This is a genomic window from Chryseobacterium sp. FW101-FHT12H09 (genome assembly GCF_058790395.1).
In genome coordinates this window covers 756,356-771,658 of sequence record NZ_JBYTCP010000003.1, presented here as the reverse complement: position 1 = coordinate 771,658, position 15,303 = coordinate 756,356, and the positions used below count along the sequence as shown (strand labels likewise).

General features: G+C 33.7%; 16 protein-coding genes. 12 read left to right on the top strand and 4 right to left on the bottom strand.

The window, feature by feature from the left end:
- The first annotated feature begins 313 nt into the window (after nucleotides 1-313).
- The 11 genes from AC3WRL_RS14210 (at nucleotide 314) to AC3WRL_RS14160 (ending at nucleotide 10,041) form a co-directional block, all read left to right on the top strand.
- Nucleotides 314-2,764 (top strand): McrB family protein, encoded by a 2,451-nt coding sequence (locus AC3WRL_RS14210; protein WP_492330585.1) that lies wholly within the window; start codon nucleotides 314-316, stop codon nucleotides 2,762-2,764.
- Nucleotides 2,765-2,772: 8 nt separating this feature from the next.
- Nucleotides 2,773-4,026 carry an McrC family protein gene (locus tag AC3WRL_RS14205; RefSeq protein WP_492330584.1) on the top strand — a complete coding sequence of 418 codons (1,254 nt, stop codon included), beginning with the start codon at nucleotides 2,773-2,775 and terminating at the stop codon, nucleotides 4,024-4,026.
- Nucleotides 4,019-4,381 (top strand): Imm63 family immunity protein, encoded by a 363-nt coding sequence (locus tag AC3WRL_RS14200; protein ID WP_492330583.1) that lies wholly within the window; start codon nucleotides 4,019-4,021, stop codon nucleotides 4,379-4,381. Before AC3WRL_RS14205 ends, AC3WRL_RS14200 begins: the two co-directional genes overlap by 8 nt.
- Nucleotides 4,381-4,614, top strand: coding sequence for a hypothetical protein (locus tag AC3WRL_RS14195; RefSeq protein WP_492330582.1), 234 nt, complete (start codon nucleotides 4,381-4,383; stop codon nucleotides 4,612-4,614). Before AC3WRL_RS14200 ends, AC3WRL_RS14195 begins: the two co-directional genes overlap by 1 nt.
- 8 nt (nucleotides 4,615-4,622) lie before the next feature.
- Nucleotides 4,623-4,952, top strand: a complete 330-nt coding sequence (locus AC3WRL_RS14190; RefSeq protein ID WP_492330581.1) for a hypothetical protein — start codon at nucleotides 4,623-4,625, stop codon at nucleotides 4,950-4,952.
- 46 nt (nucleotides 4,953-4,998) lie between these two features.
- On the top strand, nucleotides 4,999-5,433 hold the full coding sequence (locus AC3WRL_RS14185; RefSeq protein WP_492330580.1) for a hypothetical protein: 435 nt from the start codon (nucleotides 4,999-5,001) through the stop codon (nucleotides 5,431-5,433).
- 44 nt (nucleotides 5,434-5,477) lie between these two features.
- The gene (locus AC3WRL_RS14180; protein WP_492330579.1) at nucleotides 5,478-5,810 is read left to right on the top strand and encodes an SMI1/KNR4 family protein; all 333 of its coding nucleotides are present in this window, start codon (nucleotides 5,478-5,480) and stop codon (nucleotides 5,808-5,810) included.
- Nucleotides 5,811-5,846: 36 nt separating this feature from the next.
- Complete coding sequence (locus AC3WRL_RS14175; RefSeq protein ID WP_492330578.1) at nucleotides 5,847-6,410, top strand: DUF6624 domain-containing protein; 564 nt, start codon at nucleotides 5,847-5,849, stop codon at nucleotides 6,408-6,410.
- A gap of 256 nt (nucleotides 6,411-6,666) precedes the next feature.
- Nucleotides 6,667-6,867 (top strand): hypothetical protein, encoded by a 201-nt coding sequence (locus AC3WRL_RS14170; RefSeq protein WP_492330577.1) that lies wholly within the window; start codon nucleotides 6,667-6,669, stop codon nucleotides 6,865-6,867.
- Between the two features lie 475 nt (nucleotides 6,868-7,342).
- The gene (locus AC3WRL_RS14165) at nucleotides 7,343-7,774 is read left to right on the top strand and encodes a MarR family winged helix-turn-helix transcriptional regulator (RefSeq protein ID WP_492330576.1); all 432 of its coding nucleotides are present in this window, start codon (nucleotides 7,343-7,345) and stop codon (nucleotides 7,772-7,774) included.
- 95 nt (nucleotides 7,775-7,869) lie between these two features.
- Nucleotides 7,870-10,041 (top strand): S9 family peptidase, encoded by a 2,172-nt coding sequence (locus AC3WRL_RS14160; RefSeq protein ID WP_492330575.1) that lies wholly within the window; start codon nucleotides 7,870-7,872, stop codon nucleotides 10,039-10,041.
- 59 nt (nucleotides 10,042-10,100) lie between these two features.
- Here AC3WRL_RS14160 and AC3WRL_RS14155 read toward each other — a convergent pair whose 3' ends face one another.
- Entirely contained in the window at nucleotides 10,101-11,273 is a 1,173-nt protein-coding gene (locus tag AC3WRL_RS14155) for a T9SS type A sorting domain-containing protein (protein WP_492330574.1), read from the bottom strand.
- Nucleotides 11,274-11,605: 332 nt separating this feature from the next.
- Between AC3WRL_RS14155 and AC3WRL_RS14150 the strand changes: the two genes are divergently transcribed.
- Complete coding sequence (locus AC3WRL_RS14150) at nucleotides 11,606-13,111, top strand: serine hydrolase (RefSeq protein ID WP_492330573.1); 1,506 nt, start codon at nucleotides 11,606-11,608, stop codon at nucleotides 13,109-13,111.
- 156 nt (nucleotides 13,112-13,267) lie between these two features.
- Here the strand turns inward: AC3WRL_RS14150 and AC3WRL_RS14145 are convergent, their stop codons facing one another.
- The 3 genes from AC3WRL_RS14145 to AC3WRL_RS14135 form a co-directional block, all read right to left on the bottom strand.
- Nucleotides 13,268-13,606, bottom strand: coding sequence for a hypothetical protein (locus tag AC3WRL_RS14145; protein ID WP_261512725.1), 339 nt, complete (start codon nucleotides 13,604-13,606; stop codon nucleotides 13,268-13,270).
- Nucleotides 13,607-13,841: 235 nt separating this feature from the next.
- A complete protein-coding gene (locus AC3WRL_RS14140; protein ID WP_492330572.1) occupies nucleotides 13,842-14,315 on the bottom strand; it encodes a GNAT family N-acetyltransferase in 474 nt (157 codons plus the stop codon).
- On the bottom strand, nucleotides 14,299-15,066 hold the full coding sequence (locus AC3WRL_RS14135) for a methyltransferase domain-containing protein (RefSeq protein WP_492330571.1): 768 nt from the start codon (nucleotides 15,064-15,066) through the stop codon (nucleotides 14,299-14,301). The genes AC3WRL_RS14140 and AC3WRL_RS14135 overlap by 17 nt, the downstream gene beginning before the upstream one ends.
- Nucleotides 15,067-15,303: the final 237 nt, after the last annotated feature.

Here is a 15,303-nt window from a genome sequence, read left to right as displayed (position 1 = left end):
AACCAGATCATGGATAATCTACAGGATTATATTAAAATACTGAAAGAACAAGTTGAGGCTTTGAAACAAGAAGTTGAGCAATTAAAATCAGAAAAATAATCTGATTCTATTTTCTAAAATAGATTATAAAAAATACTACTTCATTTGAAGTAGTATTTTTTTTGACAGAAGATATTTCGAGTATAATTTCCAAATAGTCCTTAATTATCCTAATTCTCTTTATAAAATTTCGTTTTCACATAAAGCGTAAATGAAAGATTTTTCATATAATTGTTAAACACTAATAAAAACTAAATAACCACTACAAACGAAAATGCCTGCGAACGCAACAAAAAATTATTTCAAAAATCTTATTACTTCTGATCAATTTTATTTTCAAAAAGGGAAAGATGCTTTGCAAGAGTGGATGGATATCATTCTATCTAATGAAGGCCAAATAGAATTGAGAGATCTTTTGGATGATTATAGCTCTTTTACCGAACTTCGGAAGGACCATAAGTTTTTTTCTGTAAAGGAAATACTTTTTAGAATTGTATCATACTGTGATATTCATGCTAGGAAGAAAGCTTTTTATAATCAGTATGAAGATAAGCGAGTATTAGCCAAAGCAGGTGTGAGGATGAAGCCCTGGATCATCAATATTTTTAATTATAAGTATAAAAAAGGCGAAATTAATATTACCGTCAAGAATGCTTTAAACATGCTTATTAATCCACAAGATAATATAAATTCTATTGCGTTAAGCCATCGAGAGCTTATTTCCCGATATTATCTTGGGCATACTTATGAAACAAATACATTTGTTAGTGAGTTGAAAGACAAATTCTCTCATTTAGATAGAACTAAAAATTCTGCAAATCAAACTCTTTTAATTGCAGCTCATATTTATGATGAGAAAAAAGAATGGGACAAGAAGCAGATGGATTTTAAAACTTTTGTAAATAATCTAAAGGATTACGTTCTAAAAAATCAATTGGATTATAGCTTTGGTAAGTTTAGAGGTAGACAGCAGCATGTATGGATTTTTGATAAAGAAGAAAATTTTAATCATGTAAGAGCACACTATGAAATCATAATGCAAGAAGGAATTATTTCTGTTGATCTACATTTTGAGGATGGAAAGGAAAATTCTGAATTAATGAATGATCTTTTAGGAGATCTCCCTGAATTTTTAGAATTAAAACAATGGCATGCTGGAAATTCAGTTTCTCATAAAAATAAATACAAAATTGTTGATGAAGACTTGGTAGAGAATGTTATGAACGATCTAGATGAGTTATTTGAATTTACATCTGAAAAATTAATTAAGAAAATAAAAGAAATGAATTCTGAAGGAAAAAATAAGAATGAAAAAGATAAGATCAGCTATCCTCTCAATCAGATCTTGTATGGACCTCCAGGAACAGGAAAAACATATCACACAGTAAACAGGGCACTGGAAATTATAGAAAATAAATATCCAGATGAAATAAAAAAAGAAGATCGCGAAGACTTAAAGAAAAGATTTGATGATTACTTGAAATCTGGACAGATTGTTTTTACCACTTTTCATCAAAGTATGAGTTATGAAGATTTCATAGAGGGAATAAAGCCCCAAATTGTAGAAGATGAAGAAGATGGTAAAAGAGTAATATATGAAATCAAGAATGGGATTTTTAAGAATACTGTAAAAAAAGCAAAAGATTATAAAATAGAAGAAGTAGCTATAAAACCATATTCATTTGATGATGCTTGGAGTGATTTAATAATTGATGCAAATAATCATTTAGAGAAAAAAGATCCTCTTTTTTTGTCTATTCAAACTCCTAAATTAGGACTGAAAATTGTCGATATCTCTGATCAAGGAAATCTTAAGCTCAAACCTATTTATTCGGAGGATTCAAAAGTATATACTGTTTCTTATTCTAGATCGGAAAAATTACAAAAATCTTTTCCGCATCTGTCTGCTATTAAAAATATAGACAAAGAATTTAGAGAAATTATTGGTGGATCAAATTCTACCGCATATTGGTCCGTTTTAAACTATATCAATGCTAAGATAAATGAAAAAGCAAAAATAGTTGGATATAATGAAAAACAAGAAGTCAAGCCGTATATCATCATTATTGATGAAATAAATAGAGGAAATATTTCACAGATCTTTGGTGAGCTAATTACGCTTATTGAAGAAGATAAGCGCTTAGGAGCTAAAGAAGCTTTAGAGATAACATTGCCATATAGTAAAGAGAAATTTGGAGTTCCTTCTAATCTTTATATAATAGGAACAATGAATACGGCAGATCGTAGCGTTGAAGCTTTAGATACTGCTTTAAGAAGACGTTTTGTATTTGAAGAAATGGCTCCTAAATATGAAGAATTGGAAAAACTACGTTATGACTTGTATGGTTTTCAAGCTTATGAAATTTTAAAAACGATTAATAGAAGGATTGAGAAACTAATAGATAAGGATCACGCTATTGGTCATGCCTATTTTTTAAATAAAAATAATGAAATGATCATTGATTCATTTTATAAAAATATTATCCCATTGTTGCAAGAATACTTTTTTGGAGATTATGGTAAAATAGGTTTAGTATTGGGAAGAGGTTTTGTAAAATTGAAAGATAATAAATCATCTGTCTTTGCAAAATTTGACTACGAAGGAGAGGAATATAATGACAGAGAAATATTTGAAATAATTGATTACAGAAATTCAATGCCTGATTATATAATCGAAGGTCATAAAATGGATTTTAATAATGCTATACAATTGTTAATGAATTAAGCTGATCAATGAGTTTATCAGAAAATATAGTGGTTTTTGAACACGAAAAAAGGATTTTTGATCTTACAATTGAGAGAGAGCAGAAGCTTCATAGCGCATTAGAAAAATATCACGGAGAATACTCGCCATTTTTTAAATTAATAAGAAATGGTGTACAGTTTAATCATCATGTGGGAGTTATAAAAGTTGGTGATAGGGTAATAGAAATATTACCAAAAGCGGATCAACAAGGAGAGGGTGTTTGGAGGCCGTTACTGATTGATATGATCAGGTCGATCTGGGGATTTAAGGTGAAAACGTCCGGCACCTCAGGCTTAAAACTTAAAAGTAATTCCATTCTAGATTTATACTTTGAACTTTATGTTAAAGAAATCGAGTTTTTACTTCACCGTGGATTAATTAAAAAATATAATAAAAAAGAGGGTAATTTGTATGCGCTTAAAGGGTCCTTGCATTTTTCGAAACACATTTCACAGAATCTTATTCATCAAGAAAGATTTTATGTAAAATATTCAAACTACGATGTTCAACATAAAATTCACTGTGTGCTCTATAAAGCATTACGTGTGATTTCTCAGATTAATAATAAAGTGGATCTTAAAAGCAGAATTGGATCTTTACTATTGAATTTTCCTGAAGTAAAGGATATTATAGTTTCGAAATCCACCTTTGATAAAATAGTATATGACCGCAAAAATAAACACTATGAAAATGCACTGCAAATTGCTAGATTAATTTTGCTTAATTATCACCCTGACGTATCTAAGGGTAAGGATAATGTATTAGCACTAATGTTTGATATGAATTTGTTGTGGGAACAATTTGTGTATACTGTCTTAAAAAGGAATTTGAAGTATTCGGAAGTAAATGTACGATCACAATTTTCCAAAAAATTTTGGATATCCGAAACAGGAAGCAAAAGTGGAATGAAAGCAGATATTATTTTAGAGTTCAACGATGTTAAAGTAGTATTAGATACAAAATGGAAAAATTTAAATGGTAATGGTCCTTCTCCTGAAGATCTTAGACAAATGTATGTTTATCATAAATATTATAATGCGAAGAAAACAGCTTTGGTTTATCCAGGCGAACAAAGTAGACTGATTAAAGGAAATTATTTTCATTGCGAAGATAATAGTACTTTATCAGAAGAAATATGCAGTATAGTCTATATTCCGACTGGGGCTAATATAAAGGATTGGCAGGATCAAATTTTTCAATTTATCAAAGCTAATTTTATTGAAAAGAACGATAATGAATAAAAAAGAAATATTTACCAAGGATTTAGAAGAAAAAATTTCTACAGCCATTTCAAAAATAGGAGACGTTCCTTCTTATTTAATTCCTAAAATAAACGAATCTAATGATGATGCTTCTCCTTATGTAGACATTGGTGATGATGGTATCATTTATATCGTGATTCGGGAAAGAGGAGTTGAATACGAAAGAAATTTTTGTAGAGATACTGATGATGCTCTTTTAAAACTTTTTAGATACAATTCATCAGAGATCGCTAGAGCAAAAGAAAAAAATAATCATGATTATTCATTGGAGAAGTTAAAGGATATGCAATTGAAAATTTTAAAAACGATTAACCCTAACTGGAATCTTGAATAATGAACGAAAATGTTTTCACAGCACGTAAAGAAAAGTTGAAATCTTTTTTAGAAAAAGAATTGAACTTATCGAAAAATGAATCAATATCTAAGTCATTAGAAATACTGAATTTGTATACTTTTGATAACAGATTAAATCAAAAAGGAACTTTATCTCGATACATCATTTATAGTGCTGAAATGGATTATTCAATAGGAGATAAGATTGTAGAATTTGATGTAAATATAACGTAAGAAACAACATGAATTTATCAGAACTAATCAATTACTTCCGAAGTGGAGGCTCTTTCAAAGACTTTTGCAATGATCACTCATTAGATCTTGCTTCTGAAGCGATTGAAATCTATATGGAACAACCTTTAGAGTTAAACAATAACTTAGCATTTTTTGAAATTGAAACTACAGAAGGAAGCCTTGAGTTTGTTAAAGATGGGATAAGATATTATAGCTTATTTGGTTTTCCTTATTTTATCAATGTCCTTGAGCAAATCAAAAATTCGGATCATCAAGATCTGACGGATAAAGATATTGCTGAGCTTTTGTTTGATCATGTGATCAGTAAAGAAGAATAGATTGTGTAAAAAAAGAGTTTAAATTTTCCGTATAAATAATAAGACCATGTATAAACTGATAGAGCCAGAAGTTGCGGGTGGATTGGGTGAGAAAACGGAAATAGACAGTTCTGTATTTCCTCCGATAGTTCATAGGTTGCATTATGAATTTGAAGGTTGGTTGGGAAATGATATTCTTGAATCTTTTCCATGCTACATCGTAACGGAATCATTAAAAAAAGGAATAGAAGCAGAGTTTCTTACTGGCATTAGTTTCAGCGAAGTTTTAATCTCAAAATCTGAAACTTTTTTAGAGATTTATCCAGATAGAGAACTTCCTGTTTTCTTTTGGGCAAAAATTAATGGAGAGCCTTTTAAAGACGATTTTTTTATGACTAAAAATTCTTTGGCAATCTCTCCCAAAGCTTATGATTTGCTGAAGAAGTATAATATAGAAGAAGCTGATGTGGAGGATTTGTTATCCGATAACATGAACATCTAAGACGAAACTAATAAAGATTAGTTTAAATTATCAAAAGAAATTGTATGAGTGCTGAATTTGAATATCCTGCCGATTACCTAGATTATTTAAATAGTTTAGAAGATCATGAAATACATTCTGATTCTGGGTTTGTTGAATTATTTCCATTGAATGATTTAGATAAGCTTAATGAAGAATATGAAGTAAATTTACATATTCCAGACTTTATAGCTATTGGAACCAATGGAGGCGGTGTAGGGATATTTATCAATAAAAAGACTAAACAATTTTATTCTATTCCTTTTGTGGGGATGGAACCGATTGATGCTATTTTACTGGCCAATTCATTTACTGAATTTATGTATAAGTTTGAGAATGATGATCTGGAAATAGTATAGAAGTATTCTACTTTTTTTAACTTCAAAACCATTATAATGAATAGACCTTATATTATTTCAGTGTTAGTTGTATTTCTAGTTTCTTCATGTAAAAAGAAGGCGAATGATTATGGGGTTATAAAAAGCCGTTTGGAAAAAGTTTTAATAGAAGATCAAAAATATAGAAATCCAATATACGACCCCATAAAACAGAATCCAATTGATGCAAAAAATCTGACCATCGTTACCCATATCATTGATAGCCTGGGTTGGTTAGGAAAAGATAAAATTGGGAATGATGCCAATCTGGCTTTGTTTGCGGTGATTCAACATGCCAATACATTGGCTGTGATGGAGAAGTATCTTCCTGTAATGAAAGAAGCCGCTAAAAAAGGAGATGCTGACAAAAGACAATTGGCTTATCTGATTGACAGAGTTGAATTAGCCAATAACAGAAAGCAAATTTATGGAACTCAATATGCAGTTGATGAAAAAGGGAAGGTTTATTTTAATGATCTGCTGGATTCAACCAACGTCAATTCAAGAAGAAAATCGATGAATTTATATCCTATTGAAGACTATATTCATAAAATTGACTCATCAGCGGGTGATAGAAAATAGAGGTCTTTTACCGGCAAGATGAAAAGGATATCGATTTTATGGTGAGAATTAATTATTATTTGGAAATGATAAAAATACAGCTTTGATAAAAAATATCTTGATCAACAGGTGAGCCATGATATCAAAAATTTCGAGGTCTTTAAATAGAAATATGCACTTACGACGGGGGCTTTTTAAGGTGGTGAGATCTGTGATGTAAAGTGAAGAATTTTTTGTTTTATCCTATATTTGCGTGATTATGATGAAATAATAAATAATGGGAATTTTTGAGTATATTTTTCAACAAATAATAATGAATAGTATTGGTAGTGGTATTTATTATTTACTTCGTAAAATAACAGGAGATAAGAGAAGCTACAAAGAGATACAAGAACAAACACAAGGATATATAAAGTTTTTCACAGGTGTTGTCTCTATTTTTATTGTTATAGTATTAATGAAAAAATTTATAAAATAAATTTTCAAAACGAATTCTAATATTTTATTCATGTCTTTGGTTGACATCATATTAACAGATAATGGAATACATTTTTCAACTCATCTTTGCTAGCATTATCGGAAATAATATCTATTATCTAATACGAAAATTAATCGGTGATAAAAGAAGTTACAAAGAGATAATTAATAATAAAAAAGAGAGTACATATAGGTATTTGACGGGTATGTGTGTATTATTCGTACTTGTTATTTTTCTTGTTAAATGTACATCGTAAGATTCTTACAGATTATTCTCATCTTTATGTACCAACCAAATTCTTTAAAAAATACTCAAACAAATCAGGTTGCCATTGCTGTATTTCATTTAGAGTCTGCGGGTTTTTTCCCTCTACAAAAAAAAATAATATTAATTTTTTAGTGATAAAGGTTTGGAAATCAATTTTATTTATATATTTGATATATCAATTATATGTATATCAATTAAATTTAAAATCATGGCCAGACCGGAACAAACCATTTTCTATAGCATCGAAGAATCTATTAAATCTTACCGTCAGTTTGCCCAGAAGCGGATTAATGATAAAGGGTTTGATATTACGATTGATCAGGGACTGATTTTAAGTATCATTCATGATAATCCCGGAATATCCCAAAAGGAAATTGCTGCCAGGGCTTTTAAAGATCATGCCTCAGTGACACGTATTATCGAACTTTTAGTGAAAAGGAATTTTTTGAAAAGAGATTCTTTTGAAGAGGATAGACGGAGATTTAACCTCAACGTTACGGAAGAGGGGAAAACTATTTTAACCGAGGTTCAGCCAATCGTTGATGTCAACAGAAAAACGGCTGTTGAAGGGATTTCTGAAGAAGAGATTGAGCTGCTGAGAAAACTGGTCAATAAGATTACCGCTAACTGCAGAAGCTGAACGTGATTTCAATTATTTTTTATTCAAAATTTGTAGACCTAATAACCAATATCATGAAAATTTGTTGTAAATATTTCATTTTGAAAATTAACCTGATGCTGCTTTTTCTGACCTCTTTTGCAGATGCACAGATCAGCGATACCATAACCAGTCGTGGACGATACGAAAGCTATCTGAATTTTCGGAGTCTTATTCGGGATATGTATGTCAATCCCCATTGGTATGCCGATGGAAACCGTTTTTGGTTTGCAGCAGGAGCTCCAGAAAACACCATAATCTATGAGGTAGACCCAAAGCAAAAAACAAAACGTGTATTTTTTGATAGAGATCGTTTAATGAAAGTGTTAAGGCCGTTGCTTGAGAAAGAGCCGGAGACTAAGGGCATTCCATTCAGTGATTTTACTTTTTTAGAAGATAAAAATGCTGCAGACTTTTTTGTTGAGAATAAAAAGTTCCGGTTAAGTTTAAAAGATTATAAGATCGTTCAGATAGAAGGAAAGGAGGAAGTTAAATTACCACCTTCAAGTATTCTTTCTCCGGATAAACAGTGGTTCGTTACCATAAAAGATAACAATATAGAGTTGGTTGATCGTCTTACCCAACAAACCAGGCAACTTACTTTTGATGGGAAAGATGATTATCCCTGGACGATCACAGATGGATGTTGGTCGAAGGATGGAAAAAAGATTTTTGTAAAAAGACCTGATGGCAGGAAAGTTCATCATCTGCCTGTGGTAGATTATTCAAAACCTGAAGAGAAAGTAAAGTATTCAGTCTACGCTAAAGCCGGAGGTGTTATTGAGACTCCTGAGTTGTATGTATTGGATGTGACTTCCGGGAAAGCAGTCAAAATAGAGGTAGGTTCCAACGCACAACAATATGCATTCCCGATAGGATGGAGACAGGATAATTCAGAAGTGCTTTTTATGCGTGTAGACCGACTTGGGAGAAAACTTGAACTGCTGGCTGCCAATCCCGATACCGGAACGAGCCGGGTGATCCTTATGGAAGAAAACAAAACCTTTGTTGCCGGATTGGATTTTTTGACAGAAACCTGGAACCGACAGGTTACCCTATTAAAGAATAACAATTTCTTTATCTGGCTTTCTGAAAGAGACGGATGGCGACACCTGTATCTTTACGATATGAATGGAAAGCTGATCCGGAGGCTGACTTCCGGAGATTTTCCTGTGACGGGAGTTATTCGGGTAGATGAGACTAAAGACTGGGTTTATTTCACGGCCAACGCAGAAAAAAATCTCTATTCAACAAATATATACCGGGTCGATCTGAAAGGAAAGAACTTTAAAAAATTGACCTCAGCGGAAGGAACGCATACCTACTCCCGGTTTTCACCATCCGGTCAATATTTTTTAGATTTCTATTCCAGTATGAAGCAGCCTCAATCGGTTGAGTTGCGAACCACTGATGGAAAATTTGTACAGCACCTGAAAACCGCAGATATCAGCCGATTGCAAAAAATTGGATTTCATGCTCCTGAAAGTTTTATTGCCAAAGCTGATGACGGAACGACTGACCTGTACGGAATTATGTATAAGCCTTATGATTTTGATCCGGCGAAAAAATATCCGGTGATCGAATGTATATATGCCGGACCATTTGTTAATGTGGTGCCTTATCGATTTGGGCCGACTACAGGACTTTCCAACCGGGCACAGGCATTGGCACAGTTAGGCTATATTACGATCGTAATAGATACAAGGGGAACCGTTGAAAGGAGTAAAGCTTTCCAGGATGCCATTTATGGAAATATCGGCAAATATGAAATCGCGGATCGTGTGGCTGTATTTAGGCAGCTTGGAGAAAAATACCCGTTTATGGATATGAAGCGGGTCGGTATTTATGGACATTCCTGGGGTGGTTATTTCGCGATTCGTGCGATGCTGGCAGCTCCTGATCTATACAAAGTAGGAATTGCATCAGCGCCCGGAGAATTAACGGAAGGAGCCGAAATTATGGAACCGTATATGGACTTACCTGAAAACAATAAGGAAGGTTATGAATTTGGAACCAATACCAATCAGGCAGATCGTCTGAAAGGGAAACTACTTTTTATTCATGGGATAAGTGATATCAATGCACCGCTTTCAACAACCATACGGATGATCGATGCACTGACTAAAGCAGGAAAAAGATATGACCTCATCTTACTTCCGGGAGAAGATCATTTTATAGAAGGTGAGCGCTATGTAAACGATGCGGTAAGAAGATATTTTGAGGAGAATCTAAAGAATTTACAAAACTAAAAAAAACGACTGACGAATAATCCGTCAGTCGCTTTTTTGAAAAATAATATATCAAGAATTTAATCCTGCATGATCAATTTTTTAGCATCGGTCACTTTTCCATCTGCAGTCATTTTATATACATAAGTGCCGGACTGAAGGTCAGAACCTGAAAGCCTGATCGTGCCATTTCCCTTTTCACGAAGTGGAACTGATTTCACCAACTGACCCGAGATGCTATAAATTTCAAGCGATGCCGTTTTTACATCTTTTGGAAGATAATAACGAATGCTTGTTTCATTCTTTGTCGGATTCGGAACATTCTGCCCCAAGGTCGGAACATCAGACAAAGAAATATCGGTTATTGAATTTTTATTCAGTAGAAGTTGCTTGAGCTCTTCTACGGTATTTTCAAGAATTGTAATGCGGTCTTCTAATTTCTGGATAGTTTCATCCGAAGTACCCATTTTGTTTAATGCGGTATTGGATACCATAACATTTCCATTAGGATCTACCACTAAAGCACGTCCACTCCCAACAGGAAGATCCTGGTGACGAACTGTTCCAACGGTATGAAAATTAGCGGTAGGCGCATTTGTACGAACACCAACACTCTGGTCTTTGATCAGCATGGTTGAGTTGGCTGACATTCCCAGCATAATGGAGAATGGAACGTTGTTCGTTAATTTAGCTCCGCCAGTCCCTGCTCCGATTACAAAAGATCGGTTTCCGGTCGCTATCAGATCAATTCCAAATCCTCCGGAATATACTTCTGTAAGATCAATTCCAACACCCAGTGCAAACTGATTGGCATTTCTAATGGTATTTTTCCATCCTAATGCAACTGATTTTCCAGCGTTGTTGGTTACTACATTTTCCTGGCCTCCTATAACATTAGCTCCACCTGCATTACTAAGATTATTTGCCCATCCGCTAACGAATGAACTGGCAGCCTGTGCTCCCAATACATTAGAGATTCCTACAACAATACTTCCTTTTGCTTTCGAAACATTAGTGTTGTTGGTTGTTTCCACGATAAAAGAACCTGCTTCGTTCAGGAGCGCCTGGTTAGGGTCAGAGGATGCTCCATTGGTCCTTAGATAAAGAGCTCTTCCGTCTACGGTACCAACATAATTAGCAGGTGTAATCCCCGGATTTCCGGTGGTTTGCCAAACTTGAGCATTGGCAATTCCCGTTAAAAATAACATAGCTGCTGCTACGCCACTTTTCATGCTTAATAGTGATGTTTTCATAAATTTGAAATTTTGATGGTTGATTAGTTTTCACTAAGTTAGGAAATATTATGTTCGGAATTGTATTTAATCACAATATTGGGATATGGTATTACTTGTTGATAATCAGAAGTATAATGGATAAAGGAAATAAAGAATTATAATAAATATCTATATGGTTTATTTATGAAATCTAATTATTTGTGGTAACCTATGGACAAAGGATTGGCGGTTAATTTTTTTAATTAAATACGATACGCTGAAGTTATTAAATTGACTTTTAAGCTTTTGATAAACCAGATCTTGTGAAGGATTCAATAAATTGCTAAATTCCAGCCATCTAATTCAACACCATGAATCACTTCAAAATTTTCTTGCTGACCATCTGCATGACGGGGACATTTATAAATGGTCAAAAAGCTCAGCCCAATCTAAAAGGTTTAGATCAGGAAATTAATAATATCATAGCAGATTATAAGGGAGTCGGTTTGTCTGTGGCAATTGTAAAGGATGATAAAGTGATTTATTCCCAGGGATTTGGTTTCAGGGATTTAGATAAAAAGCTTCCTGTGACTGTTAATACAGTGTTTCCGATCGGCAGTATTACAAAGTCTTTTACTTCGATACTCATAGGATCTCTTCAGGATGAAAATAAACTTTCAGTAGATTCCAAACCTGCATTGTACATTCCTAATCTTCAGTTTTATAATGACAGAATGAATGCTATGATGACGGTAGGGGATTTATTAAGTCATAAAAGCGGAATTGGAAGAGCCGATGGATCTTACATTCTTTTTCCTGAAAACAAAAGAATAGATTTGATGAAACGCTTACCTTATCTAAAGCCGGGTGGGGAAGTTAAAGACAGCTGGATCTACAGTAATCTGGGTTATATCATTTTGGGAACGATTGCCGAGCAGGTGAGTGGTGAAACCTGGGAGAATCTGATTAAAAATAGGGTCTTTAAACCGTTACAAATGGATCATTCTTCTACTACCATAGAGGAGATGGTGAAGTCTGATGATTATTCATTGCCTTACGGAGTATATAAAGGCAGTACGGAAAAGATACTCTATCAAAGACCTCACAATGATCAGCCAGGAGCAGCGGTAAACAGTACGGCTAATGATATGGCCAACTGGATGAGAATGTGGCTGAATAACGGAACTTTTCAACAACAGAAGATCCTTTCTGAGAATTATGTAAAGGAGGCGATGAGCATTAAAGCAATATTTAATGGCCGTCCACCAGCTACTGCAGAACAAAACAGTTATTTATTCGGATATGGATACGGCTGGAATGTCAATATGTACAGAGGGCATTATAAAGTACATCATGGTGGCGCGGTATCGGGATTTTCTTCTAATGCCGTATTATTTCCAGTAGAGAAAATTGGAATTATTGTATTGAGCAATCAACAGAATTCTGATCTCCCATACACCCTTACCAGTATGATATCAAACAGGATGTTGGGCTTGGATGGGCAAAAACCTTATGCATATACAAAGGAAATTTATGACATTAAAAAACCGGAAAAAACAATCAAACCAATCGATCAGAGTAAAAAGCCAACGTTTAATTTGAGTGATTATACCGGAAAATTTACGAATCTGGGATATGGAACTTTTGAAGTCGTAAAAGAGGATGATCAGTTGTTTGCGGTTTTCCCGGCATTTAAATTCAGGTTGGAACCTATGCAATACAATGCTTTTGTCTGCAAATTAATAAATGAAATTCCCCAGCAAATGAACCCCGAATTTGAGTTGAACTTCACAATAGACAATGAAGGGAAAATATCCGATGTCGTTATGGATCTGCAAAAAGAGGGAGTGCATTTTAAAAAGGTAGATCAGAAATAGAAGAAAATAGATGATAACCGTATTTTTAATTTCTGATAATATCAAATGATACTGTCATTTGTAAAATATTAATGGATAACCAAAAAAATATCCTTCATAACACGTGAAGGATATCATCTTAGAGAATTATTAAAAAATGGTTGCTTTTCTATTAGATTATTTCAATTGTTCAGCTTTGATATAGGTCTTTCCCTGATCATCTTTCCATGAAGGACCCTGAACAGTAACGGTATCTCCTACTTCATAACGTTTGAATGTACTTCCGCTTTTTTGAAGATTAACGATGCTGATGGTAGCTACATATTCTTTACCATTCGTATCCTGAATGGTCGCCATATACCCATCTTTTCCGTTTTCGATCTTGGTAACCTTTCCGGTCGCGGTTATCGAATCATTCTTTTCCATATCTGTTGAAGAAGTTGCCTGTTTTGCTGTACAGCTGGTAACACTGTATATTCCTAATGTTAAAACTGCTATTGCTAATATTTTTTTCATTATATCGTAATTGTTTGTTGTTGGTATCGGTTTTTAGCCCTGTATTATTGTAATATTTTCTTTTGTTCAAAGCCCGTACCAAAACAAGTTTAAGCTCATTATTCTATATAATAAATCCTATAAAACAGAAATCTTGCATCAAATTTTTATTATTTTACTATTTTCTGCATAGATTTTTACAGCTGATAAGACCTTTCAATCTATATACGAGAAATTTCTTGGTTTGGATTTACCATTATATTTTCATTTTAAAACCTTCATGAGAAGCTGTAAATCCTAGATTTTCATAAAACCTCAATGCTTCGACCCTTTTTTTATCAGAAGCCAATTGAAGGATCGTTGCCCCTTTTTCCTTAGCACGCTCAATTGCCAGCTGAAACATTTTTTGTCCCAGTCCCTTTCCTCGCTGAGAAGAATGAATCCGCACGGATTCTATCAATGCCCGCTTGCTGCCTTTATGATTCAGATATTGAAGATAAGTAAGCTGTAAAGTTCCTAAGACCTCATCGTGGTCATTCACTAGCACGACCAAGTCCTGATTGGGATCCTGATCAATGGCTTTAAAAGCAGAAACGTACCGCTCATCCAGGGGAACAGAAACTTCTTCCCGGCTCTGACCCAATATATCATCCGCAAGCATTTCTATAATGGTCATTAAGTCCGTTAAAGTGGCCTTTCTTAGATGAAGACCTTTATTTTTTTCTTCCATACATTAAAATTCTCTTAAATGCATAAATAGCAGGAAGTCTAGGAAAACCTATAGCAATACGTTTTTTAAACTCAGAGGTAAATTCCTTTTGCTGATCTTCATTAAGCCTTTCCAAATAAGGAATTAAAGCGGAACCCGAAATGAATTTAAATAAAGTCTCATGATCTTCAGCGATAATAGGATAGACCTTTTGGAAAAGATTTAGCTCTTCAATACCATTTTCAAATAAAATCTGTGCATATTCATCAATAGTTAGCACGGCAGAAGGGCGGTTCCAATGAGTTAATTGGGTTTTAAACGGCTCTTCATCAGCGAGTTCAAATAAAATTTTATTTAATGTATTTCCTGGCTGATAGGGCATTTGAACAGCGAACTGACCATCCTTTTTCAGTTTGGAAATCAATTGAGGAAACAGAGTCTTATGATCATCAGACCATTGTAAAGCAGCATTGCTGAAAATGAGATCCCAATTTTCATTACTAGCAAGCATTTCTTCTGTAGTGGATAATCTAAAATGAAGACGATCATTTTCGAGTGTTTTAGATTTTTCCAACATTTCAGGGGAAGAATCAATGCCTGTAAATTCAGCCTGTGGGAATTTTTCTGTAAGAATAGCGGTTTGCTCTCCCGTTCCACAACCCAAATCAACAGCTTTCATAGGTGAGTCTCCGGTGATCAGATCAGCAAGATCATAAAAAGGTTTAAAACGGATATCTTTAAATTGATTGTAAACATCGGGATTCCAAGGCATAATATTCTGTTTTAATTGACAACCTGAATTTAGTAATTCCTAACTGAACATCAGAATAATTAAGATTAAAAGTTTCTTAAAATGTAAAATGGCAGTGATTAATTTCCCCATAACCCGAAGATTTAATGGAATTTTTATTGATGATACAATGGACTGTTCTTACAATTGCAGTTTTCAACACCATGTCATTACGATGAAGGAGGAATCTCTTTTTTGTGTTTGTTTTATTTCCCACAG

Bases quoted from the DNA above. Each gene is read 5' to 3' on its own strand.
- AC3WRL_RS14210 (WP_492330585.1), top strand. From the start codon at position 314: ATGCCTGCGAACGCAACAAAAAATTATTTCAAAAATCTTATTACTTCT.
- AC3WRL_RS14205 (WP_492330584.1), top strand. From the start codon at position 2,773: ATGAGTTTATCAGAAAATATAGTGGTTTTTGAACACGAAAAAAGGATT.
- AC3WRL_RS14200 (WP_492330583.1), top strand. From the start codon at position 4,019: ATGAATAAAAAAGAAATATTTACCAAGGATTTAGAAGAAAAAATTTCT.
- AC3WRL_RS14195 (WP_492330582.1), top strand. From the start codon at position 4,381: ATGAACGAAAATGTTTTCACAGCACGTAAAGAAAAGTTGAAATCTTTT.
- AC3WRL_RS14190 (WP_492330581.1), top strand. From the start codon at position 4,623: ATGAATTTATCAGAACTAATCAATTACTTCCGAAGTGGAGGCTCTTTC.
- AC3WRL_RS14185 (WP_492330580.1), top strand. From the start codon at position 4,999: ATGTATAAACTGATAGAGCCAGAAGTTGCGGGTGGATTGGGTGAGAAA.
- AC3WRL_RS14180 (WP_492330579.1), top strand. From the start codon at position 5,478: ATGAGTGCTGAATTTGAATATCCTGCCGATTACCTAGATTATTTAAAT.
- AC3WRL_RS14175 (WP_492330578.1), top strand. From the start codon at position 5,847: ATGAATAGACCTTATATTATTTCAGTGTTAGTTGTATTTCTAGTTTCT.
- AC3WRL_RS14170 (WP_492330577.1), top strand. From the start codon at position 6,667: ATGGGAATTTTTGAGTATATTTTTCAACAAATAATAATGAATAGTATT.
- AC3WRL_RS14165 (WP_492330576.1), top strand. From the start codon at position 7,343: ATGGCCAGACCGGAACAAACCATTTTCTATAGCATCGAAGAATCTATT.
- AC3WRL_RS14160 (WP_492330575.1), top strand. From the start codon at position 7,870: ATGCTGCTTTTTCTGACCTCTTTTGCAGATGCACAGATCAGCGATACC.
- AC3WRL_RS14155 (WP_492330574.1), bottom strand. From the start codon at position 11,273: ATGAAAACATCACTATTAAGCATGAAAAGTGGCGTAGCAGCAGCTATG.
- AC3WRL_RS14150 (WP_492330573.1), top strand. From the start codon at position 11,606: ATGAATCACTTCAAAATTTTCTTGCTGACCATCTGCATGACGGGGACA.
- AC3WRL_RS14145 (WP_261512725.1), bottom strand. From the start codon at position 13,606: ATGAAAAAAATATTAGCAATAGCAGTTTTAACATTAGGAATATACAGT.
- AC3WRL_RS14140 (WP_492330572.1), bottom strand. From the start codon at position 14,315: ATGGAAGAAAAAAATAAAGGTCTTCATCTAAGAAAGGCCACTTTAACG.
- AC3WRL_RS14135 (WP_492330571.1), bottom strand. From the start codon at position 15,066: ATGCCTTGGAATCCCGATGTTTACAATCAATTTAAAGATATCCGTTTT.